The organism is Marivirga arenosa, from assembly GCF_030503895.2.
GTDB lineage: Bacteria > Bacteroidota > Bacteroidia > Cytophagales > Cyclobacteriaceae > Marivirga > Marivirga arenosa.
Genome location: NZ_CP129970.2, coordinates 366,708 through 389,518, shown reverse-complemented (window position 1 = coordinate 389,518; position 22,811 = coordinate 366,708). Strand labels below are relative to the sequence as shown.

Sequence of the window (22,811 nt, the reverse complement as noted above, 5' to 3'; positions counted from 1 at the left end):
TCAATTACATATACCAGAATGACTTTTTAAGAGTTATTTCAATACATTTTAGCAGAAGAAACTATATTCCTTCTGCTTTTTCTATATACTAATATCTAGCGGTTTAGCTGATAAAATTCATACTTTCCGCTATCTTTGCAAACTCAAATATTAAACAAGCGATTCTAATATATATTTAGTAAAAATGATGCATTTAAGCGAACAGGAAATAGAAAGACGTAAAAGTAGGGAGGAACTTACTAATCTTGGTATTAATCCTTATCCGGCAGAATCATACCCAATAAATGTTACTGCTAAAGAGATTAAAGAGCAATATGATGATGAAAAGAAAAATTACCAGGAAGTAAGCATCGCGGGTCGTTTGATGAGTAGAAGAATAATGGGTAAAGCTTCTTTTGCTGAAATTCAGGATAGCACAGGAAGAATCCAGATATATGTAAATAGAGATGAGATTTGTCCTGATGAAGACAAGACTTTCTATAATACAGTATTTAAAAAGCTTTTAGATATTGGAGATATAATCGGAATTAAAGGGTATGTTTTCAAAACACAGGTAGGAGAGACCTCAATTCACGTTAAGGAATTTACTGTTCTTACAAAATCACTTCGTCCTTTACCGATCACAAAAGAAACAACAGATGAAGATGGAAATGTGAAAAGATATGATGCTTTCACAGATTCAGAGCAAAGATACCGCCAGCGTTATGTGGATTTAATTGTAAACCCAGAGGTTCGAGAAACTTTCAAAAAGAGAACTAAACTGGTGAATTCAATGCGTAATTTCTTAGGTGACAAAGGTTATCTGGAAGTTGAAACGCCAATTCTTCAGCCTTTATATGGTGGTGCTGCAGCTAGACCTTTCAAAACGCATCATAATACTTTAGATATGACCTTATATTTAAGGATTGCAAATGAATTATATCTTAAGAGATTAATTGTTGGGGGCTATGATGGTGTATTTGAATTTGCAAAAGACTTCCGTAACGAAGGAATGTCTCGTTTCCATAATCCAGAATTTACTCAAGTGGAGCTTTATGTAGCTTACAAAGATTATGAGTGGATGATGAACTTAGTGGAAGAAATGGTTGAAAAAGTGGCTTTAGATATTCACGGAACTACTGAAGTACAGGTAGGAGAGAATGTAATTAATTTCCAACGCCCGTGGAAAAGATATACCATGTATGAAGCAATTGAGCATTTTACAGGGATTGATATATCCGAAATGAATGAAGATGAACTTCGTAAAACAGCTCAGAAACTAGAAGTGCCGGTTGATGATTCAATGGGGAAAGGTAAACTAATTGATGAGATATTTGGTGAGAAGTGTGAAGGTCAACTCATTCAACCAACCTTTATTACAGATTATCCAATTGAAATGTCACCGCTTGCTAAGAAACATCCTACTAAAGAAGGATTAGTAGAGAGATTTGAGGCGATTTGTAATGGAAAAGAAATATGTAATGCTTTCTCTGAGTTAAATGACCCAATAGATCAAAGGCAAAGATTTGAAGAACAACTTGAGCTTGGTAAAAGGGGAGATGATGAAGCCATGGTGTTGGATGAAGACTTCCTTAGAGCATTAGAATACGGTATGCCACCAACAGCAGGTTTAGGTATTGGTATTGACAGATTAAGTATGATCATGACCAATAGCAATTCAATTCAAGATGTTTTATTCTTTCCACAAATGAAGCCAGAGAAGAAAGCTAAAGTGGCTACTGAGGCTGATTTTGTAGAAGCAGGAGTGCCTAAAGAGTGGGCTCCAGTAGTAATGGAAGCAGGTTATAAAACCGTGGAAGAAATGAAGGAAGTAAAACATACAAAGTTACATCATCAAATTTCAGGTTTGAAAAAGAAAATGAAGCTAGACCTGCCAAGTATAAGTCCAGATGATGTGAAAGAATGGGTGAGTTAAACCTTGAGATGATAAATAATTAAAAGCCGACAACTGTCGGCTTTTTTTATGATCTGTTTTTAGTATGCTTATCTTTTCCGGATAGAAATCGTATATTTTAATAGAACTATCTAAATGTTTCAGTTATGAAAAATATATTAGTTTCAGTTGATTTTAATGAACAAGAAAAGGCAGTAGTTGATAAAGCTTATGAAATGGGCGCTGCATTTAAAGCTAAAATATGGTTAGTGCATATTGCTGCACCAGAGCCTGATTTTGTAGGCTATGGAGTGGGCCCACAATATATAAGAGAAATGAGAGCTTCAGAGCTGAGAGAGGAACATGAGCTTTTGCAAAAGTATACTAAAAAACTTGTTGATAAGGGAGTAGAAGCAGAGGCTTTATTAGTTCAAGGAGCTACTATTGAAATGATTATTAAGGAGGCTGAAAAACTAAAAGCTGATATGATTATTGCAGGTCATCACGAACATAATTTCTTGTATAAGGCTTTTATGGAAAGTGTTTCAAACGGAATTATTAAAAAATCTAAAATTCCATTATTACTTGTGCCTCTAAAGTGATCATTTTAGGTGTCTACTTTTTTTAGCTTTATTCTTACATAAAAAGTGCTACCACTTTCCTCATCGCTTTCTGCAGTAATTTCACCACCTAGGTTTGCTATTAATTCATTAGAAATTTTTAAACCTAAACCAGAACCTGTTTCGGCAGCAGTTCCTTCTTTTGATAAGGTCTCCAAAGAGAATATTCTATTTAGCTCGGTTTTTTTCATTCCTATGCCTTTGTCTTCAACTTTTAAAATGAGCATACCACCTTCTTCTTGCGAAGTAATTTTTATTTCACTTTTATCATTAGAGAATTTAATTGCATTTGAAATTAGATTATTTAGGATGATAAATAATAGTTCTCGATCAGAAATAAACCTTAAATCTTTATCAATTTGAGTTTTCAGTCTTATCTGTTTTTTCTGTAATTCACTGCTATGATAACTCTTAATTTCAGATATAAAATTCCCTAATTCTATCTCTTGCTCTTGTGCTGTGTAACCTTCAAGTTGAGTTTTTATCCAAGCTATGGTACTGTTAATAGCTAATCTTGATTTCTTCAATTTAAGCAACAGTTTTTTTGCATTTTCAGAGGCTTCATCAGGAGTCATGTATTTCTTTATCAGCATATTGAGCATGCTTTCCAAAGTATTCATGGGAGTTTTAAAATCATGAATTACAGCGGAGAAGACTCTATCTTTCACTTTATTTAAATTATTTAATTCATCTCTCTGATTGGCTAACTGAGAATTAGCTTTATGGATCAAATCATTCTTTTCTTTTAACTGATGATTAAGCTTATTAGAGTTTCTGTAGAATAGAAAAATTACTATAAAAAGTAATAATAATAAGGCTGCTGAAATAGTACCTAAAATAGTATAATATTTCTGCTTTTCAGTTTCTTGTTCTTTTTCCAGAATCTGAAGTTCGGCTTTACGCATTCTAAATCTGTTTAGCTGACTTAAGTTTTCATTTGGCTTTATCTTTTCTTGAGCCATCACATATTGTGTCAAATAATAATATGCACTATCAGAATCATCTAGCTTTTCCCATATTTCATACAATAGTTTTGCACTGAGTTCAGCTATTTTAATATGATTGTCTTCAATGGCTAAACTGAAGGCTTTCCTTCCATAATCACGTGCGCTGATAGGATCATTATTTAGGAATTTAGCTTTTGCAATTCCAAAAAGACAGTTTGATTCTAAGTATGACGATAGTATTTTTTCTTTTCTACCTAATTCAATTACTTCTTCAAATTGTAATTCAGCCTCAGTATATTCTCCGCTTCTAAGTTGAGTTTCAGCTTTAGTTGAAAGAGCGTGTAATAGAGTCGATGTGTTTTGATTCTCATTGGCTAATTCAATTGAATACTGTACATATTTTATCGCAGAGTCGTTGTATTGTAATTCACCATAAGAACTTGCTAAATTGTTATAGAGAACATCTAAACGCTCATTTAGCTGATGCTTTTTTGCTATTTTAATAGCGGTTAAAGTATTTTTTGCTGATATATCATGATCACCTAAAATATAATAACTACCACTGATGAGGTTGATCGCTGTTATTTGCTCATTATACATTTCATACGCTGCAAATATTTTATTGGCTTCATCTAAATACTTTACAGCTTGTACTAATTTATTATACTTATGGTAAAGACTTCCTAAGTTTAAATAAATGAGGGCTTTGCACTGATCAGATAATTTGGTTTCTAACTCATCCTCCAAAACTTGAATGGCTGCGATTGAATTTCCACCATGATCTTTTTCTTCAGAAATTGAAATGACTTTTTGAGTTTTTGCAGAACAAACTTGCTCTACCACTACTTGGCTATATACGGAGGAAATAGAAAGTAAAATGAAAGCAAGCGACCAAGTAAATCTGTTCATTAAAAACAAGGGTGACATTATTATTTTATCAATTTAACAAATTGTATTTTAATAATGCAATTTTATACTCTTAATGTATAAGTTAAAGCCCTGTATATTTAGTGAAACTTCCTTCAAGCTATGAATTCAAGAAATAAATAATTAAAAATTTAAGTGTTTCAATAGGAGTCAGTTTAAACGAAGCTACTCAAAAAGTCGTTTAAATAGTAAAATACTCATTTATGAAAGCTGTGTTAATTATTATAAGTATCTTGATTTTGGTTTTTGTTATAGTTCAACTTTATGCGATGCAGAGTCAAAATAATATTGAAACTTATCAGTATAAAGTAAATCAAAAGTTCGAAGATTTTGAAATCAGAACATATGATTCAAGTTTGTTTACTTCAGTTAAGCTTTCAGGAAATCAGTATAAAGATATGTCACGAAAGGGCTTTAGAACTCTAGCTTCTTATATTTTTGGAGATAATAAGATGAATGAAAGTATAGCCATGACTTCTCCAGTAAGTATGTCATTAGAAGATTCCATGACTATGATGTTTTTGGTTCCTAAAAAATACAGCAAGGAAGACTTACCACAGCCTAACAATACAAAAATTGAATTTCGTCAGGAACCCAATCGAAAAGTAGCAGCCATTAAGTTTGGAGGCTGGGCTAATGATCGTAAGATAAAAAAATATAGAGAAAAGTTGATGGAAGCCTTAGACAAAGAAGGAATTCAATATTCTAATCATTTTTATTTCTTTGGTTATAATGCGCCATTTGAAGTTTTTAATAGAAAAAATGAGATCATTGTTGATCTTAATAATGAAAATGAAGCGAAGGAGAGTCTTCAATAGTCTTCATTCAGATTGAGTGCTTTTATATTGGGGTAAAACAAATGATTATAAAATAGATTGTTAAAGGAGTAATATTGGTTACTCCTTTTTTTGTTAGGTTTAAACAAGAAAATGCCCAGTCATTTAATTACTGTTCAATTCTTTATAAGACTTACATATATTGATATTGAAATTATAAACTCATAAATATGAAATACTTACTTTTCCTTTTTGCTTTTATTGGAAGTTTTGTTTTGAATGCGCAATCCCCTATAATGCAACCTTCTATTTCTCCCGATGGTACACAATTAGCCTTTAGCTATCAAGGGGATATCTGGGTGTCAGATTTCAATGGTGAAAAATCTTCAAGGATCACTATTCATCAGGCCTATGAATCAAATCCAATATGGACTTCAGATGGTAAAAAAATAGTTTTTTCAAGTGATCGTTTTGGAAATGAAGATATTTTCAGCATTCCAGCTATAGGGGGTGAGCCAAGCCGTTTAACCTATCATTCGGCTTCTGATATTCCTTACAGTGTAGCATCAAATGGGGATATTATTTTCACAACCAGTAGAAATTATAAGCAGGTAGAAAGAGAGTCAGAAATATTTGTTTTAAAAAATTCGTCTACCACTGAGACTCGATTTATGGATGCCTTAGGTTTAGAACCTTCAATTTCTCCTGATGGAAAGAAAGTAGCCTTTGTACGTGGCACTTGTCGAATTGAAAGAGAAGCTTATGAGGGTCCTGCAAATCGTGACGTTTGGGTTTATGATATGACTTCAGGAGAATATCAACAGATTACTACCGATGCCCATAATGATTTTGCACCTAAATGGTTAAGTAATAACGAACTACTCTATATTTCAGGAAAATCAGGAAGATATAATATTCATAAACAATCTTTAGAAGGAGAAGCAGAGCAATTGACCTCAGAAAAGGATTTTGGCATTTTATCTTTTTCTATCAGCCGAGCAGCGGGTAAGATAGCTTATCAAACTGCTGAAAAGTCTTATACTTTTGACTTGTCAACAAAAGTAAAGTCAACCATCGATATTGAAATTGCTACAGATTACCGTTTTGACCCGGTAGTGAAGGAAAATATGAAAAATAGAGTAGATGAATTTGCCATTTCTCCCAATGGAAAATTTATAGCATTTGTTAATAGAGGTGAAATTTTTGTAAGTAGGAACGATAAAGAAGATGATAAATCGATTCGATTAACGGATGGCCCTGCTCGTGAAAGAGATATTAGTTGGTTAAATGATGAAGTGTTATTATTCATATCAGATCGTGAAGGACAAAATGATCTCTACAGTATTCAATCAACGAATGAACAAGAAAAGGACCTATTCTATTCATTCAAAAGGAAAGTAAATCGCTTAACGAAAACAGAGGAAGAAGAGTCAAATCCCGTAGTGAGTCCAGATGGTAAGAAATTAGCCTTATTGCAAGGAGAGAGTAAATTGCAAGTATTTGATATTGATGCATCGGGGAATTTAAGTAACGGAAAAGTGTTATTAGATGGATGGGATGAGCCTTCTGGCATTAGTTGGTCGCCTGATAGCAAATGGTTGGCATACAGCAAATCTGATTTGAATTTCAATAGCGAGGTTTTTATTCATGCCGCTGATAATAGTAGAGAAGCTGTTAACGTGAGTATGCATCCCAAAAGAGATTATAATCCCATATGGAGCAAAGATGGTAGTAAATTAGGTTTTGTATCCGAAAGAAATAATGGGGATAGTGATATATGGTTTGCATGGCTGAAAAAGGAGGATTGGGAAAAATCACAAGCGCAATGGAAACGATATGAGAAGGAGGCAAAAGATAAAGAAAAGGAGAAAAAAGAAGGCGATAGTAAGGAAGAGAAAAAGGAGGAGAAAGTAGCTGATGTAGATATTGATTTTGATAAGATCTACCTTCGTCTTCAACAGATTACTCGCTTCACTGGTGGAGAATCAGATTTTGCATTTGATGAAAAAGGTGAATTTATATACTACATCAATAGTGGAGTAAGCCGTAAAGACTATGAAATTGAAAGAGCGCTATACAAAATTAAATGGGATGGTAGCGATAAGAAAATGATTACTGGTACATCAGAACCTTATGGTATTGCCAAAACTCCTATACAGGGAAAGCTTTACTTTATGATGAAAGGAGGTTTGATTTCACAACTTGAAATAAAATCTGATAAAATTGAAAAATTACCAGTAAGCGCTGAAATGAAAATTCGATATCAGGAAGAGCTGGCTCAAATTTTTGAAGAAGGCTGGAGAATACTGCAAGCAAGATTTTATGATCCTGAATTTCATGGGCAAGACTGGGATGCTTTAAAAGCACAATATAAGCCGATTGCTTTATCGGCCTCTACTAAGCAGGATTTTCAAAGCTTTTACAATTTAATGTTGGGTCAACTTAATGCCTCCCATATGGGGCTTTATGGTAGAAATGAGCAGAAAGAAACTCAAAGTGAAAGAACAGGTCTCTTAGGAGTAGAAGGGGAAGTTTTAAATGGGGGCTTTAAAATTAGTCGAATTGTGATGAATAGTCCTGCTGATAAAAATGAAAGTAAATTACAAACAGGAGATATAATTAAAGCCGTTAATCTGCAAAATGTTGAGGATGCTACAAACTTCTTTGCTTTATTGGAAGGAACAGCAAATGAACGTACTCTATTAACGATTGAGCGGAACGGAGAGGAAAAAGAGGTTATTATATGGCCTAGCAATTCACTACGCTCAGAGCTTTATGATGAATGGGTGGAAAATAGAAGAGCGCTTGTGGACGAATATTCTGAGGGTAAGCTAGGGTATTTACATATACAAGGCATGAATTGGACTTCTTTTGAGCGATTTGAGCGAGAGCTAACGGCAGCGGCTTATGGTAAAGATGGAATTGTAATTGATGTTCGCTATAATGGTGGAGGATGGACTACTGATTATTTGATGGCGGTTTTAAATGTAGATCAACATGCTTATACCATTCCTAGAGGAGCAGCCCAAAGCTTGAAGGAACATAAGAATTTTAAGGAGAATTATCCTTTTGGAGAGCGACTTCCACTTGCCTCTTGGACTAAACCATCTGTCGCTTTATGTAATCAAAATTCCTATTCCAATGCTGAAATCTTTTCACATGCCTATAAAACCCTTGATTTGGGTACCTTAGTGGGTACTCCAACTTTTGGAGCTGTAATTTCTACTGGCGGAGCAGGCTTACAAGATGGTTCTTACATTCGAGTGCCTTTCAGAGCCTGGTATGTTAAAGCTACTGAAGAAAATATGGAGAATGGCCCTGCTGTGCCTGATGTTATTATCGATAATCCACCTGCTTATAAAGCAAAAAATGTGGATCCACAATTGAAGAAATCAGTTGAAATATTATTAAAGCAGTTGAATTAATTACATTTTAATAAATTAAAGGGGCTTAGAGCCCCTTTTTTTGTTTTTAAATTCTTAAATGAAAGAATAGCGTGAATTATTGTTTTTAATAACAGTAGTTTCTCGTTTTACTTTATATTAAGTAGGAATTATTTCTATTTAATAAATTAACAATAAAGGCTTTAATCATCATATCGGAATTTTAACCTTTTTTTTTGTGGTTCAATTATTTGCTGTAACTCTATTTATAGGTTTGAATTTCATTATTGAACTGCTCTTAAATCATTTGCTAGGCTTTCAGTATAATTCATTTTTTGTAAAACTCTACTTCCTTTTGACTGCATAACTATTTGAATTGAATAATAAAATCTTTTAAAATTTATATTGATTTTTTCGTATCTTAATTCACAAACTAAACTATCTAACCATCTACAAGTTTCTGCTGCATGAATCGATTTATAATCTGTTTAATATTATTTATTCCGTTTCAGGGCCTTTCGAATTGGCAAAGAGAATGGGATATTGCGATAGATTCTAGTGCTAGATTATCAGTAGATGAAATACTAAATGGAGATTATTTCCAAATTAAAGATACAGCTAAAATAAAAAGCTTTGGCCTAACTTCAAATGTGATATGGATGAAGTCAGCTCTTGATATGCCTGAGGGAGGATCAGTATCATTAGACAATCCACTAATAAGATATATAGACTTTTTTCTTTAAATGGGAGATTCTATTATTCGACACGATTCATTTGAATATCAACAGAATAGAAAAACAGGTAAATCTGAACCATCAGTTTTAATGTTTGATATTCCACAAGACTTTAAGGGCGAAATGTTATTTAGGTTTGAAAGCTCTGAGCCATTGTTTATAAAGATAAATGTCGTTCAGGAAGAAGATGAAAACGTCTTTTTTGCAAAAGCTGCAATGATAGGATATATATCAGCTGGGGCCGTTCTGGTGCTGGGTTTATTATACCTTATTTTTTTTATTTCGCTAAAAGATAAGATATATCTATTATACTCTATCTATAGTTTGACTGTAATCATCACTTTACTAAGAGTTAATGGCTTGCTTTATGTATGGTTTCCTTTTTTGAGAGTATTAAATGATTATACATCAATTTTCGGATCACTAGTATCCATCGCTGTAGGGATATTCACAATATATTTTCTTCAGTTAAAGAAGTATTCTAAAATAATGCTATGGGTGATCAGAATTATGGTTGTTTTACAGTTTGTTTCTGTAATTATATCCTTTTTAGGATATAATAGAGTAGCATTTTTATATACTGATTTTATAGCCTCTCTATTTATACCTACTGTTATAGGTTTAAGTATTTGGTTATGGTTAAAAAGAGAGTATAAACCTGCAAAATATTATTTGCTAAGTTTTACTTTTCTTTTTGTGGGGGCCGTTGTTTATTTATTAAGAAACTACGGCATTATCATATCCGAATCAATTATTTTAAATCATTCTCTTGATTTAGGAATTGCTTTGGAAATGATTTTTTTGGCAGTAGGCCTTTCTAAAAAGGTAGACTCATTAAGGATAGAAAAAAATAACCTTCAGGCAGAAAATATCCGAATCTTAAATCAAAAAAAAGAGGAATTGGAGTACCTAGTACATGAGCGAACTAAAATGTTAGAGGCTCAAAATGAAGAGATTATACAGCAACAAGAAGAAATTACAGCAATTAATGATTCTTTAGAAAAAACGGTTAAAAAGAGAACCTTACAGCTTCGCATACAAAATGAAAAGCTGCTTGATTATGCTTATTTCAATGCCCATAAAGTTAGAGGGCCCTTGGCTCGAATACTTGGGTTAGTTTATTTATTAAAACTAAATAATACTGATGATATTGACGAAATGGTAAATCAGATTGATGAATCAGCCCAAGAACTAGATATTGTAATTAAAGAAGTAAACACTTCTTTGACAAGTGCTGAAAAGAATGATTTGATGGATTTGGATGAAAATTGATTTATATAAAATTATAGAATTAATCATTTGGGCCTCTTCAAACAATCAGTGTTTCAGAATATTTTGAAGACATTAAATTACTATTATATAAATACATAATTTCTAGATAATTTTTTCATGCGACTGTTAAAATTTAATAGAAGTTATAAATAGCATATCCAATTAAATGAAAGGCTTACAATTTATTTTAACATAGATATTAAGAATTGTTAAAAGACTATTTTAGAGTGTTTTCTCAAATTAAACGTAAAATGAAGCTATTTTCTGAACCTTATGATCCTAATAAAAATATACTTCCTCATGGAGGTATTGTGCAATATCATGGGCAACTGTTTAGTCAGGATGAAGCATTGTTTTACTTTCAGAGTTTAATGAATGAAATAGACTGGGAGCACGATAAGGCAATCATCTTTGGCAAGGAAATCATAACAAAACGTAAAGTGGCCTGGTATGCTGATCAAGCATTTTCTTATACCTATTCCAAAGTCACGAAAACTGCAAAAATTTGGACTCCAGAACTTCAGGAAATCAAAAGTAAAGTGGAACAGCAATTAGGAGAAACATTTAATTCATGTTTATTGAATCTATATCATTCAGGAGAGGAGGGGATGGCTTGGCATAGTGATGGAGAAAAAGATTTAAAGGATAATGGAGCCATAGCTTCAGTCAGTTTCGGTGCAGAACGAAAATTTGCTTTTAAGCATAAGGAAACTAAGGAAAAGCTAGAGTTGATCCTCGAGGATGGTAGCTTATTAATGATGGGAGGGAGTTGTCAGAAGAACTGGTTGCATCGTTTACCGCCAACTAAAAAGGTGCAAATGCCAAGAATTAATTTGACATTTAGAACCATCGTGAATCAATAAGTTTATAGCAAGTTAATCTCCCATTATCGTAATGGTAATTTTTCTACTACCAGCATGGTTTCTATGCTCGCATAGATAAACGCCTTGCCAGGTTCCAGTTAGTAGCTTTCCATTTTGAATAGGAACACTTACCGAACTACCTAAAAGGGAAGCTTTAATATGAGCTGGCATATCATCTGGGCCTTCTTGGGTGTGTTGATAGTAATCCATATTTTCAGGCACCATCTTATTGAAATGACGTTCGAAATCACCTCTTACCGTAGGATCTGCATTTTCATTTAAGGTAAGCCCAGCAGAAGTGTGATGAATAAAGATATGAACAATCCCAGCCTCAATATTTCTTAATTCGGGCATATTTTGTTCAATGTCTCTTTCTATTAAATGAAAACCTCTAGGGTAAGGTTTTAGCTGAAAAGTGTGTTGTAATGTTTTCATAATTAATTAATCATCTATGCAATCTAAGAGTGTTTCTTATACTTGCTAAAAAATAACTCGATTTCTGAATATGAGATTTGAATATAAGGGATTGTTTAGAGAAAAGGTAGAGGGGTCTTGAAGTTCGGTATTAGGAGTTATGGCATTACAAAACTAAAGCCACAAGCGGGACGATTGCTCCAGGAGCTCCTGAACGCACTGTATGCTTCAATGAAGTTCAAAAAATTATGCGCATATGCTTTTTAATTAAAAATCTATGCGTGATCAAAAATTCTTTTTACTCATATGTAAAAATTAGAGTACGCATATATGCGTGCTTAAAAAAGGTGCGCATATTGTATCGTCCTAAAATAACTTTACGGTTTTACATTATAGTCCTACTATAACTTTACTAAAATGGATTATTCTACTCATTACTCTTGAAAAAATATAAATCGCAGGAAGAGTATTTTTGACCTTTGCCGTAAACTATACTTGGATATTCTGTTTGCTTGTTGATAAATTATTTATTTTTAAACTTTCAACCTTAATGACTAAGCATGAAAAGATCATTCTTTTTTATTTTCATTCTACTCTCTCCATTAATTGTCAAAGCTCAGCTTAACTTTGGGTTAACTACTGGAATTAAAGATTATAATGCCCAAAATAATTTAAGTGGAAGGTATCAAAGTGTGGATATCAGATTAAATGACAATGGTGTTGATTACATTCAGGGAGGCGTATTTTTTGAATTGAGCAGTAAGAAATATTCTTTTTTAGTATTAAGGCTAAATTTAAAAACCCATAATAATAATTTTACGGTAACCCCATTGGATTATGATCCTCCTGGTGATGGACCTTCTATGATTCCAAATGCTAAAACTTATTTTTCGAATTATAGATCACATCTACTTGATGTTATACCCTCAATGGTGATTGATAGAAAAATACAATATAGAATAGGCATAGGCTATCAATTAAATTATATGCATCATAAAAACCCTGAAGGCCTGGATCGAACGGGCTATGATGACCGGTGGTGGTCACAACCCAGTAACCAAAAAACCTATTATTTTGCTAATGAAATCATTCAGGAAAATCCTATTAAAGCTTTTCATCATAGTATCCTATTAAATGCAGAAGTTAGGTTTTGGCATCTAGGATTAGGTATTCAATATTTAAGATCATTAAACTCTATAGCAGAGCCCGTAAATTTTGATGGGGCGTTTATTTATCCATTTGATATGCAGACTCAGAACTTTTCAATAGACTTAAATTTTTATTGGAACCGAATAAAGCTCTTTGATTATTAATAGCTATTATTTTGCGTATAGTAGGGGTTTATAAGAATTGAGAATAATTGATTTTAAAGGCGCCAACGAGATGATTGTGAGTTTAGATATCGGAAACGGTTTTCTTCCTATTGAATCCATGTTGGATTATACTGTTTTCTTTCTTTTAAGTCCAGATATTGTAGAGTCCCCAATATGCAAATCCCACGATTAAGAATATATATATCAAGTTATTTAAAGCCAATATCGTTTTAATCCAAAGCTTCGTTTTGTTTAACTCTGAGCTATTTATCATATAGAATAAAATAGACCCAAATAATACTAGTAGTAAAAATGGAGTATAGGAGAAAGCGCTAATTATATTTGATTTGTAATGTTTGTATGGTGCGTCAAAATAGAAAATGTTTTTGTTTGTAATTAGAACAAAAATATATGCTATAAGTAGAAGGTTTGAAACAGTTATTGTCAGAATAGATTTGATCGACATTGCATTAAACTTTTTCTTCCAAAATTTGGAAATGGCTAACATAAAAGGAAAGAAAGCCAATAAAACTGCAAGCACCACAAGTAAGATTCTTAATTCAATGGTGTTTGAAGGAGTTTTGTAGTTGATAAGTTTTTCAAAATCAGAATTTCTTGGGAATATTTCTGGAACATTTATGGTATGGTCGCCTTTTGCCAGCTCTTCTTTCAAGTTATATTGTACAACTGTATCATAGGAATGGTAAAAGTATAAGCTTACCATTTTGTCTTTAGTATCCCATATTGAAGTTAGCAATGTCCCATCTCCATTTCTCTTTCTGCAAACGCTCATGGAATCAGAAAGGGTTCTACAAAAGGCTAGCGAAGGGATTGCTTCATTAGTCTTTAAAAAATCTTCTCCTTTACGGTATCTTTCAAGTTTTCTGGCTTGTTCATTATCTGTTATAGAAGGGCAAAAATTAGCCAAAACATAATTGGGGTTATTGCCTTCTATAAGGTTGTAAGGTTCGACAATTAAATAATTACCTAAACTGTCAATATATATAAACACATCATTAATAAAAAAGCTATGATCGTATTGCTCAATGTATTTTCTTACCTCTTTTACACTAGCACATTTATGCAGAATATTGGTTAGGTAGTCTGCTTCATCAGAAACTTTTAATCGGTCTGTAAAAGGGTTGTTTTGAATAGGATAATAAGAAGCCAAACGTGAAAAGATTAGTCCTGAGGTGTTCATTCCCGATTGGGGAGTAGTTCTGTTGTTAGAAACTTGTCTTGCTCCTGTAAATGCTGCACCATATCCGTTTGCTTGTTTAGCATTCTCAAACCATACTTTGGGCGTGCTTAACCATGCGTCATGATTACAACCCACCATTGTTTTCCCATCTGCTGTAATTTTATACATACTACATGCCTTTATCTTGTTTTGAGATATTGCCAAAACAAAAATCACGAGCAGAATTAAATGGGATTTTTTAATTGTCATTCTTCTAAACGACATTACGATTCTTTTAATTGCATACCGACCAACAAAAATGCGTTTGACATACTATGCTGACGAAGTACTAAAGTAGCGAAGCCAAACCATAACCACAATTATTGAAACAGAAAAGAGGAAGAACTAAGCTGATTGCTTGTCATAAATGAAATCGAATGTTTGACTTTGCGGAGCCTTACTTGCTCAATTTGCTAGAAGCACAAAGTAAATGCATTTTTAGCAAATTTTATTCACCTTTTAAAGTTCGAATTTAATCAGCTAAAACAGGAACGTTCCTTTGAATTATTCCCCATAACATCTCTGGCTCAACCGAATCATAAGCGTGTGAAATAATATTTCTCAATCCAATGATGTTTTTAGATGCCGTAATTTGAATGCTTGGGTTGATATCAATAATTTTCTGAATGGCCTATCCTATGATTTTTAAATCCCGTTCTACAGCCAGTTGCAAAATAATATCATCTGAAAAATTATTGAAGTCATTCTGAGTTTTCTTTTTCATAGATTCGATCTCCTCTATAACGCTCTCAATATCTAAAATGTATTTGAGTAGTTTCGGCTGCATACAAATCTACTTTTGACTGGTATACCTCTTCTTTGAGAATTGGGTTTTTCAGTGATTTGCTAGATACGAGATCGACTTTTCTATCGAGAATTACTTGTAGGGGATGTAATAAAGAGAAGTAGTTATCAGCATAGTCCAAAACGTCAATGTCATCAGGAAAATCAACGAGAAGATCGATGTCGCTGTCTTCATTCATAGTATCTTTTGCTGCTGATCCAAACAAAGCAATTGCAATCATATGATGTTTTTTACATGCGTCTACAATCTCGTCAAGCTTATTTTGTACGTATTCAACCATAATTCAAATACATGAAATTTCGAATAATCCTTAACTTAGGCTGTATGGCGCATAACGATTAGTGTATAGTGACGTAGCATCCGAAAGGGTGCTATGCACTATAAGTTTTGTTGTGCATAGTTATTTGCGTTTTGGAGGATTCTTTAAAGCATTTTTCACCACTTGCGCTACCGAATCTTCAGTTATTTCATTTCTTTTACAATAATCACTTTTGAGCCAATCTTCTAGGAGTTTAGCTCCTTTACTTGCATTACATGATATACAGCAAAGCGCAATATTATTTATATCGTTTATTGCCACTTAATTTCAGCATTATAGATGTATTCTAAATTATTAAGATAATCATACGAGGTGATTTTATCGATCGTGTTATCTGACCAGTAGAAGTGTTTTTCTTCTATAAGTAAATAATCAGGCATATCAATTTGTTTAGTAAATAAAACAGTCCTTATTTTTTTGTTATTCTCATAATCATGAGCTAAACTATCCTTAACTGAATTAATTTTATCTAAAATTACTTCATATTCTATTAATTGGGATTCATTATAGAAAACTTTCCTTTCACTTATCAACTCTTCGGTGGTGTCTTCTTTTAAGAAAATCATAATCGATTGCAACATCTTTTCTTGATAGATTCTTTGTTCATAGCCCAAGAATTCTCCTACTGAGTTGAATGTTGAGATTTTTATAGGGTTTCCCAACTCATCTTTTTTGTCAATTACATAATGTGATATTATTGTATCGCCATTTGTATAAGTTATAGCTTTCATTAATTCATCTCCGGAGTATTCATAAGATTTCTCTATAATAATTTTAGGTTCTATCTCTGAGTATTCATAGGTGAGTTTGTTGTTTTGGTAATGATTAACGCCAAACCCATAATCATTTGGATATATTGTACTATCGTAACTCAAGTCACCTGACTCATCAAAAATTTCTAATTTTGAAAATTTTGAAATATTAAATCCCTCATCTTCATAAGAAAGAAACCATTCTTTTTGCGTAACATTTTTCTCATTGCATGAGATTGCCAGAAGAGCGATTAAAAGATAACTTGATATTTTTTTCAATATGCATGAATTATGATCACTAACAATTGTATAAAGTAAGTACTATTACTTTATCCGCAATACAGAAAAACCGACATTTATTAATTGAGTTAGGTTTTGGCTAATGCGGATTTGAATATAAAAGTTTATTAAGAGAAAGGGTAGTTAAAATGCAGATTTATCCAATAAGGAGTAAAAATTAAAAAAAGCGCTGGATCCCCACCCAGCGCTTATATTTCAACCAAAACCTTACAAAGTCATTGACTTGTGTAGGAATTACAAATATCAACTAATAGCGCTTCACAGCCAATCATTTTTTGATGAAAGGCTGATGTGTGGGAAATAAGGTGCTTGTTTTATAGTTATATGGATAATAGTGGTGTATTCAATAGGTTTATACGATGGTGGTGAATAAAACTGACCTAATTCAGGCTTGAAAAAATTAAATTCAAGGCATAAAAAAAGCCAGTAGAAATTTCTACTGGCTTGTCGGGGTGGCAGGATTCGAACCTACGACCTCCTCGTCCCAAACGAGGCGCGATACCGGGCTACGCTACACCCCGAGATTATCATTATTCTCTTATTCTATTTAAAGAACTTCTGCGGAGAGAGGGGGATTACTCATACACACTGGCATGCCGAACATTCCCTCGTGAAGCTTCGCTTTCGAACCCTTTGGGTTCTCATCCCTACTTATCAAAATAGAGAAGTAATTTCAGCTTTCTCACTACAATCTTTAAAAGAACTTCTGCGGAGAGAGGGGGATTCGAACCCCCGGTACGCTTTAACACGTACGCATGTTTAGCAAACATGTGGTTTCAGCCACTCACCCACCTCTCCGGGTTATTGTTACCTCAAATCCCCTCCTCGTTTCCGAAAAGTGATGCAAATATAAAAGAAGTTTTCCGTCCCTTCCAAATCTGAATCAAAATAAATCTCACTTTTTTTTAATCTGTTTTTCATCTTGCTGGCTGCCAGTAATTTAAATTACATGAATTTTTAAAGCATTTTATATTGCTCTCTTTCTTTATTTAAAATTGTATAACATGCTTAAATTTATTTCGTTTTTCAATTCTTAGTTGCTAATCAACGTTGCCCTTTTAGTTAGCTTTTATATTTTTGTAAAAATTAAAAAATCTATGACTTGGATTTCGTCCCTCGGATTTGAGGAGATTATTTTTATCATCATTTTTCTGATTCTATATTTTGCCTATACCTTTAGAGTATTTACGGTTGCTAAAAGGGTAGGACAGGCTTATTCTAACATCCTACCAAAGTTTTTATTGAGGTCGTTAATGTTTGCCCTATTAATCATCTCTTTATTAGGTCCTTCATTTGGCGATGATAAAAAAGAAATCAAAGCAGTGGGGAAGGATATTATGATTGCTGTTGACCTTTCTGCTTCTATGGATGCCTATGATGTGGCACCTACCAGACTTGAGAAAATTAAATATGAGCTAAAAAATATTGTAGATGCTTTTAGTTCAGACAGAATAGGCTTGTTAATCTTTTCTTCTGAATCATTTGTTCAATGTCCTTTAACTTATGATCAAAATGCATTGAACCTATTTATCGAAACCTTAAATACTCGCCTAGTACCAGGGAGCAGTACAGACTTTGGGGGTGCATTAAATATGGCGCATGATAAATTAACTTCAGAAGATGCGCCCTCCAGTAAACAAAAATCAAAGATTATCATTCTTATTAGTGATGGGGAAGATTTTGGAGACGATACCGAAAGTGAAGTAAATAAAATCAATGAATCTGGAATCCGTTTGTTTACTTTAGGCGTTGGAACAGAAGAGGGGAGTAAAATTAGAACTTCTAGAGGATTCAGAAAGGATAAAAACGGAAAAGATATCATCACTAAATTAGATTCACGTTCCATGAGAAATCTTGCTGATGAAACTGATGGTGAGTATTTTGAAATTAATCAGGAAGATAATGATGTGGGGAGATTGATTGCTACCATCAACAATATTGAAGGGGAACTGAAAGATGCCAAAACGGTAGATGTATCGGCTAATAAGTACTTCTACTTCTTATTGGCTGCTATTATTTTGTTAATGATAGATTTAGTAACCACACTTAAAATCATAAAAATATGAAAAGTGTATTCTTTGTAATATCATTTTTATTGCTTTCCATAAGTGTTTTAGCTATTGATCCTGTAGGGAAAATAGCAAAGGCAAATGCAGCGAAAGAGAGGGCTGCCGAAGCTTTAAAAAACGGTGATTACGAAAAGGTAATTGAACATTATACTTATTTATTGGATTCATTGAATTATGAAAGTCCTCAAGCGGAATTGAATAGAGCCCACGCTTATTTTCAATTAAAGGATACTGTAAATTCATATGATGCTTATAGAAGAGTAGCTGATTCTGATAATAAAGAACTGAAGTCGAAGGCTTTATTGCAATTGGGGAATCTTTCTGAAATGCAAAAGGAATATGAAAATGCGCTTTCTTTTTATAAGGAGGCGCTACGTGCTGATCCTGGCAATCAAAAAGCGAGATATAATTATGAGTTGCTAAAAAAGAAAATGCAGCAACAAGAACAACAAAATCAGGATCAGCAAGATCAAAATAAGGATCAAAACGATCAGCAGCAAGATCAAGAAAATAAGGATCAACAAAACAAAGATCAGCAAAGCAAGGAAGATCAAAATTCGGAGAATCAGAAAAACGAAGAGAATCAAGAGAATAAATCTGAAGATCAGAATAGCGAAGAAGAACAGCAAAAAGAGAATGCTGAACAGCAGCAAGAGGGTGAGCAAAGTGAAGATGAAAAATCAGAACAGGAAAAAGAGCAGCAACAGCAGCAAGAGCAACAAAAAGAAGGAGAACAGAAAGAAAATGCTGACGATCAGAAGATGGATCCAGCTACTAAACAGAAGCTAAAAGAGATGAATATTTCAGAAGAAAAAGCGCAAATGATTTTGGAGGCTTTAAGAAATAAAGAATCTCAATATTTTCAGCAGTTGAGAAAAAAAGCAACAAAAAAACAAGATTCCGGAAAGCCGGATTGGTAATGGGCAATTCGGTTTTATCACAAGCATATTTTAATTAATTTTACATTCGAACGACTAAAATAAAATAATAATGCAAGAAGTATATATTGTGTCTGCTGTTAGGACACCAATCGGAAGTTTTGGAGGAAGTTTATCTAGCCTAACCGCTGTACAATTAGGTTCTGCGGCTATTAAAGGAGCTTTATCAAAAGCAAAGGTTGATGCTAAAGAAGTGAATGAAGTATTCATGGGTAATGTAGTGTCGGCTAATTTAGGTCAGGCTCCGGCAAGACAAGCTGCTATCGGTGCAGGTATTGGTCATAATGTTCCATGTACTACTGTAAATAAAGTTTGCTCTTCAGGAATGAAGGCCGTAATGTTTGGTGCGCAAAGCATCATGTTAGGTCATGCAGACACGATTGTTGCAGGCGGTATGGAAAGCATGTCTAATATCCCATATTATATTCCTAAAGCTCGTTATGGCTATAAATATGGTAATGGCGAGTTAGTTGATGGTTTATTGAAGGATGGACTTTGGGAAGTATATAATCAATTCCCTATGGGGAACTGTGCTGATAACACAGCTAAAGAAATGAAGATCAGCCGTGAAATGCAGGATGATTATGCGATCAGCTCTTATAAAAGAGTAGCAAAAGCAACGGAAGATGGAAGCTTCAAAGAAGAGATTGTTCCTGTAGAAGTTCCTCAGAGAAAAGGTGATCCCTTGGTTATTACTGAAGATGAGGAATACAAAAATGTAAAATTTGAGAAAATACCTTCTTTAAGACCTGTCTTTGCTAAAGATGGTACTGTAACTGCAGCTAATGCTTCTACTATTAATGATGGTGCATCTGCATTAGTATTAATGAGTAAAGAAAAAGCGGAAGAATTAGGAGTAAAACCAATCGCAAAAATTAGAGGATTTGGTGATGCAGCTCAAGATCCAATGTGGTTTACTACTGCTCCATCATTAGCTATTCCAATTGCCATGAAAAGAGCAGGCGTTACGAAAGAAGAAGTTGATTTTTATGAAATCAATGAGGCCTTCTCTGCTGTAGCAATCGCTAATAATATGGAATTAGGGTTAGATCCTGAAAAAGTGAATGTATTTGGTGGTGCTGTAGCTTTAGGACACCCATTAGGTGCTTCCGGTGCGAGAATCATGACTACCTTACACTCTGTAATGAGCCAGAAAAACGGTAAAATTGGTGTAGCAGGTATTTGTAATGGTGGTGGAGGAGCTTCTGCTATCGTTATCGAAAAAATGTAAAATTAAGACTTCGGTCTTTTATAATAATCTAACAGCTTGTAAGTTATATTTACAAGCTGTTTTTCATTCAATCCATTGAAATTTTCATGAGGGTATTACTACTTAATATTGCTTTCTTATTTATCGGTTTACAGATTCTAAGCGCTCAGGAACTGCAGAAGATTACTAATTTTTATGATAGCGCTGAAAGTATGCCTAAGGAGGTGTATTTCATTGCTAATAATGATAGCAGCCAAATCGAGGGTGATTATAAAAAGTATTATGAAAGTGGTGAGCTTTTAGCAAAGGGTTCATTTCATAATGGTAAGGAAGAAGGTATCTTCAAAATGTTCTATCCTACAGGCGAGTTGATGAGAACTACTGAGTTTAAGGAGGGGAATAGGTATGGAAAAACCATAGTTTATAATGAAGAAGGAAAAGTATTACAGGAAGCACAATTCGAAGAAGATACTCTAAATGGTAAATTGAAGATTTATTATGCAACTGGGAATCTAAAAAGTGAAAGTGATTTTGTAAATGGGAAACCTGAAGGGGAAGTATTAGAATATTTTCCAGATGGTACATTATCTCAACGCATAAGATATAGTAATGGTGAACCGAATGGTTTAACTGAAAGATTTTATCCTAATGGGAATAAGAAAACTCAAGAAGAATATATAAATGGAAAGCTAAGTGGACCGTTTAAAACTTTCTATCCAAACGGCCAGCTTGAAACAGTTTTTGAGAATAAAGGTGGAGTGAGGTCAGGTGAATTTAAAAACTATGATAAAGAAGGTAATCTACTGCTAATAGGCCAATACAAAAATGGAGTATTAGAAGGTGAAAATATTTCCTATTATCCTAGTGGAGAAATTAAAGCCAAAAGAAATTATAAAAACGGGAATTTAAGTGGTGAATTTTTAGAATATGATTTAGAAGGAAACTTACTCACCAAATCGGTTTACTCTGATGAGGCAAAGCAAAAGTACGTAGAGCAATTTTGGGATAATGGAGAATTAAAGTCAGAAAAATATTTTAAGGTTGACGAGCCTTTTGGTGAATGGAAGTATTACAATAAAGAAGGGGAATTAATTAAGGTAGAAAATTATAGCAATGGCCGATTACATGGTGCGTATGCAGAATATTATGATGATGGTGGATTGAAGTATGAGGTGAATTATCAAGTCGGTAAAAAATCAGGTTTAGAGATTTCTTATTTTGAAAATGGAGAGCAAAAAGAAACCACTATTTATAAATTTGGTAAAGCACATGGAGAATACATCAAATATTATGATAATGGAAATGTAGCTTTAAGCGGAAAGTATGCGGGAAATAAAAAAATAGAAGATTGGAAATACTTCAATAAAGAGGGTGAATTAATAAAAACTGAAGTTTATTTTAATGACCAGTTAAAAGAAACTAAGTTTCCTGAAGAAGAAAACTAGTTTCTTTAATTAGTTCATTATAAGGCAGTTTTACCAACTCCAATTGCCATTAATACCCAGGCTGCAATTAAAAATAGTCCCCCTATGGGAGTAATTGCACCAAGCTTTGTAATTCCAGTTGCGCACAATAAGTATAAACTTCCTGAGAAAATGACCATCCCTATTAGGAATAAATAAGATGCATAATTCAGGAATTTATGTTGAAACTGAAGCATTAGCATACCCAATAGTATTAAGGCTAAGCTATGATACATTTGATATTTTACTGCCGTTTCGTAAGTATCTAACCTACCTGAAGCTGTTAAACTATCTTTCAATGCATGAGCTCCAAATGCTCCCAAAATAACAGAAATGGCTCCAGATATACTTCCAATGATGATGATTAATTTGCTTGTCATGTTTTTTAAGTTATTAGTCTTAAGTTATATGTTTTAAGTGGCGAGTATTAAGGTTAAAAAAAAATCAAGAATCAAACCATTTTTTTCACCTGTATATCTATTTAAGCACTGCCAGTCTGACCTGTGGTACTGACCTCATTGCTGTCATCCTTTTAACTTTCTTCCTCAACAATTATTCATTATTTGATACCGCAATACCTCCTCCTTTGGGGA

19 protein-coding genes and 2 tRNA genes are annotated in these 22,811 nt (G+C 33.4%); 12 read left to right on the top strand and 9 right to left on the bottom strand.

What is annotated here, in order from left to right; translation table 11 throughout:
• Positions 1-187: 187 nt before the first annotated feature.
• Both lysS and QYS48_RS01650 read left to right on the top strand, forming a co-directional pair.
• Positions 188-1,915 (top strand): lysine--tRNA ligase, encoded by a 1,728-nt coding sequence (gene lysS / locus QYS48_RS01655; RefSeq protein WP_308358418.1) that lies wholly within the window; start codon positions 188-190, stop codon positions 1,913-1,915.
• Positions 1,916-2,040: 125 nt separating this feature from the next.
• Positions 2,041-2,475: a universal stress protein gene (locus tag QYS48_RS01650; RefSeq protein ID WP_308357255.1), complete on the top strand. Its 435-nt coding sequence runs from the start codon at positions 2,041-2,043 to the stop codon at positions 2,473-2,475.
• 5 nt (positions 2,476-2,480) lie between these two features.
• Here QYS48_RS01650 and QYS48_RS01645 read toward each other — a convergent pair whose 3' ends face one another.
• Positions 2,481-4,349, bottom strand: a complete 1,869-nt coding sequence (locus QYS48_RS01645; RefSeq protein WP_308357254.1) for a tetratricopeptide repeat-containing sensor histidine kinase — start codon at positions 4,347-4,349, stop codon at positions 2,481-2,483.
• A gap of 221 nt (positions 4,350-4,570) precedes the next feature.
• On the opposite strand from QYS48_RS01645, the gene QYS48_RS01640 reads away from it, so the two are divergent.
• The 5 genes from QYS48_RS01640 (at position 4,571) to QYS48_RS01620 (ending at position 11,395) form a co-directional block, all read left to right on the top strand.
• Positions 4,571-5,185 (top strand): heme-binding protein, encoded by a 615-nt coding sequence (locus QYS48_RS01640; RefSeq protein ID WP_308357253.1) that lies wholly within the window; start codon positions 4,571-4,573, stop codon positions 5,183-5,185.
• Between the two features lie 188 nt (positions 5,186-5,373).
• Entirely contained in the window at positions 5,374-8,568 is a 3,195-nt protein-coding gene (locus QYS48_RS01635; protein ID WP_308357252.1) for a S41 family peptidase, read from the top strand.
• 425 nt (positions 8,569-8,993) lie between these two features.
• Entirely contained in the window at positions 8,994-9,269 is a 276-nt protein-coding gene (locus QYS48_RS01630; RefSeq protein WP_308357251.1) for a 7TM-DISM domain-containing protein, read from the top strand.
• The gene (locus QYS48_RS01625; RefSeq protein WP_308357250.1) at positions 9,270-10,532 is read left to right on the top strand and encodes a 7TM-DISM domain-containing protein; all 1,263 of its coding nucleotides are present in this window, start codon (positions 9,270-9,272) and stop codon (positions 10,530-10,532) included.
• A 251-nt stretch (positions 10,533-10,783) separates the two neighbouring features.
• A complete protein-coding gene (locus tag QYS48_RS01620; protein WP_302104176.1) occupies positions 10,784-11,395 on the top strand; it encodes an alpha-ketoglutarate-dependent dioxygenase AlkB in 612 nt (203 codons plus the stop codon).
• A 12-nt stretch (positions 11,396-11,407) separates the two neighbouring features.
• On the opposite strand, the gene QYS48_RS01615 is transcribed toward QYS48_RS01620, so the two are convergent.
• Positions 11,408-11,830, bottom strand: coding sequence for a secondary thiamine-phosphate synthase enzyme YjbQ (locus QYS48_RS01615; protein ID WP_302099613.1), 423 nt, complete (start codon positions 11,828-11,830; stop codon positions 11,408-11,410).
• 539 nt (positions 11,831-12,369) lie between these two features.
• On the opposite strand from QYS48_RS01615, the gene QYS48_RS01610 reads away from it, so the two are divergent.
• Positions 12,370-13,122 carry a hypothetical protein gene (locus tag QYS48_RS01610; protein ID WP_308357249.1) on the top strand — a complete coding sequence of 251 codons (753 nt, stop codon included), beginning with the start codon at positions 12,370-12,372 and terminating at the stop codon, positions 13,120-13,122.
• A gap of 145 nt (positions 13,123-13,267) precedes the next feature.
• On the opposite strand, the gene QYS48_RS01605 is transcribed toward QYS48_RS01610, so the two are convergent.
• The 6 genes from QYS48_RS01605 to QYS48_RS01580 all read right to left on the bottom strand — a co-directional run bounded on the left by QYS48_RS01605 (position 13,268) and on the right by QYS48_RS01580 (position 17,336).
• Positions 13,268-14,491 (bottom strand): hypothetical protein, encoded by a 1,224-nt coding sequence (locus tag QYS48_RS01605; RefSeq protein WP_308357248.1) that lies wholly within the window; start codon positions 14,489-14,491, stop codon positions 13,268-13,270.
• 343 nt (positions 14,492-14,834) lie between these two features.
• The gene (locus QYS48_RS01600; protein ID WP_369592738.1) at positions 14,835-14,936 is read right to left on the bottom strand and encodes a HepT-like ribonuclease domain-containing protein; all 102 of its coding nucleotides are present in this window, start codon (positions 14,934-14,936) and stop codon (positions 14,835-14,837) included.
• A gap of 175 nt (positions 14,937-15,111) precedes the next feature.
• Positions 15,112-15,447, bottom strand: coding sequence for a nucleotidyltransferase domain-containing protein (locus QYS48_RS01595; RefSeq protein ID WP_308357247.1), 336 nt, complete (start codon positions 15,445-15,447; stop codon positions 15,112-15,114).
• A 290-nt stretch (positions 15,448-15,737) separates the two neighbouring features.
• Entirely contained in the window at positions 15,738-16,517 is a 780-nt protein-coding gene (locus QYS48_RS01590) for a hypothetical protein (RefSeq protein WP_308357246.1), read from the bottom strand.
• A gap of 468 nt (positions 16,518-16,985) precedes the next feature.
• Positions 16,986-17,059: transfer RNA gene (locus QYS48_RS01585), tRNA-Pro, on the bottom strand.
• A 188-nt stretch (positions 17,060-17,247) separates the two neighbouring features.
• Positions 17,248-17,336 (bottom strand) — tRNA-Ser (locus QYS48_RS01580).
• Between the two features lie 299 nt (positions 17,337-17,635).
• Here QYS48_RS01580 and QYS48_RS01575 point away from each other — a divergent pair.
• From QYS48_RS01575 to QYS48_RS01560, 4 genes are all read left to right on the top strand, one after another.
• A complete protein-coding gene (locus QYS48_RS01575; protein ID WP_302099622.1) occupies positions 17,636-18,604 on the top strand; it encodes a VWA domain-containing protein in 969 nt (322 codons plus the stop codon).
• Positions 18,601-19,527, top strand: coding sequence for a tetratricopeptide repeat protein (locus QYS48_RS01570; protein ID WP_308357245.1), 927 nt, complete (start codon positions 18,601-18,603; stop codon positions 19,525-19,527). The genes QYS48_RS01575 and QYS48_RS01570 overlap by 4 nt, the downstream gene beginning before the upstream one ends.
• A 70-nt stretch (positions 19,528-19,597) precedes the next feature.
• Entirely contained in the window at positions 19,598-20,776 is a 1,179-nt protein-coding gene (locus tag QYS48_RS01565) for an acetyl-CoA C-acyltransferase (RefSeq protein ID WP_302127017.1), read from the top strand.
• An 86-nt stretch (positions 20,777-20,862) separates the two neighbouring features.
• On the top strand, positions 20,863-22,200 hold the full coding sequence (locus QYS48_RS01560) for a toxin-antitoxin system YwqK family antitoxin (protein ID WP_308357244.1): 1,338 nt from the start codon (positions 20,863-20,865) through the stop codon (positions 22,198-22,200).
• A gap of 17 nt (positions 22,201-22,217) precedes the next feature.
• On the opposite strand, the gene QYS48_RS01555 is transcribed toward QYS48_RS01560, so the two are convergent.
• Positions 22,218-22,598, bottom strand: coding sequence for a DUF423 domain-containing protein (locus QYS48_RS01555; RefSeq protein WP_308357243.1), 381 nt, complete (start codon positions 22,596-22,598; stop codon positions 22,218-22,220).
• Between the last annotated feature and the right edge of the window lie 213 nt (positions 22,599-22,811).

Bases quoted from the DNA above. Each gene is read 5' to 3' on its own strand.
- QYS48_RS01650 (WP_308357255.1), top strand. From the start codon at position 2,041: ATGAAAAATATATTAGTTTCAGTTGATTTTAATGAACAAGAAAAGGCA.
- QYS48_RS01620 (WP_302104176.1), top strand. From the start codon at position 10,784: ATGAAGCTATTTTCTGAACCTTATGATCCTAATAAAAATATACTTCCT.
- QYS48_RS01630 (WP_308357251.1), top strand. From the start codon at position 8,994: ATGAATCGATTTATAATCTGTTTAATATTATTTATTCCGTTTCAGGGC.
- QYS48_RS01615 (WP_302099613.1), bottom strand. From the start codon at position 11,830: ATGAAAACATTACAACACACTTTTCAGCTAAAACCTTACCCTAGAGGT.
- QYS48_RS01640 (WP_308357253.1), top strand. From the start codon at position 4,571: ATGAAAGCTGTGTTAATTATTATAAGTATCTTGATTTTGGTTTTTGTT.
- QYS48_RS01565 (WP_302127017.1), top strand. From the start codon at position 19,598: ATGCAAGAAGTATATATTGTGTCTGCTGTTAGGACACCAATCGGAAGT.
- QYS48_RS01555 (WP_308357243.1), bottom strand. From the start codon at position 22,598: ATGACAAGCAAATTAATCATCATCATTGGAAGTATATCTGGAGCCATT.
- QYS48_RS01570 (WP_308357245.1), top strand. From the start codon at position 18,601: ATGAAAAGTGTATTCTTTGTAATATCATTTTTATTGCTTTCCATAAGT.
- QYS48_RS01610 (WP_308357249.1), top strand. From the start codon at position 12,370: ATGAAAAGATCATTCTTTTTTATTTTCATTCTACTCTCTCCATTAATT.
- QYS48_RS01645 (WP_308357254.1), bottom strand. From the start codon at position 4,349: ATGAACAGATTTACTTGGTCGCTTGCTTTCATTTTACTTTCTATTTCC.
- QYS48_RS01560 (WP_308357244.1), top strand. From the start codon at position 20,863: ATGAGGGTATTACTACTTAATATTGCTTTCTTATTTATCGGTTTACAG.
- QYS48_RS01625 (WP_308357250.1), top strand. From the start codon at position 9,270: ATGGGAGATTCTATTATTCGACACGATTCATTTGAATATCAACAGAAT.
- QYS48_RS01575 (WP_302099622.1), top strand. From the start codon at position 17,636: ATGACTTGGATTTCGTCCCTCGGATTTGAGGAGATTATTTTTATCATC.
- QYS48_RS01605 (WP_308357248.1), bottom strand. From the start codon at position 14,491: ATGTATAAAATTACAGCAGATGGGAAAACAATGGTGGGTTGTAATCAT.
- lysS (WP_308358418.1), top strand. From the start codon at position 188: ATGCATTTAAGCGAACAGGAAATAGAAAGACGTAAAAGTAGGGAGGAA.
- QYS48_RS01595 (WP_308357247.1), bottom strand. From the start codon at position 15,447: ATGGTTGAATACGTACAAAATAAGCTTGACGAGATTGTAGACGCATGT.
- QYS48_RS01635 (WP_308357252.1), top strand. From the start codon at position 5,374: ATGAAATACTTACTTTTCCTTTTTGCTTTTATTGGAAGTTTTGTTTTG.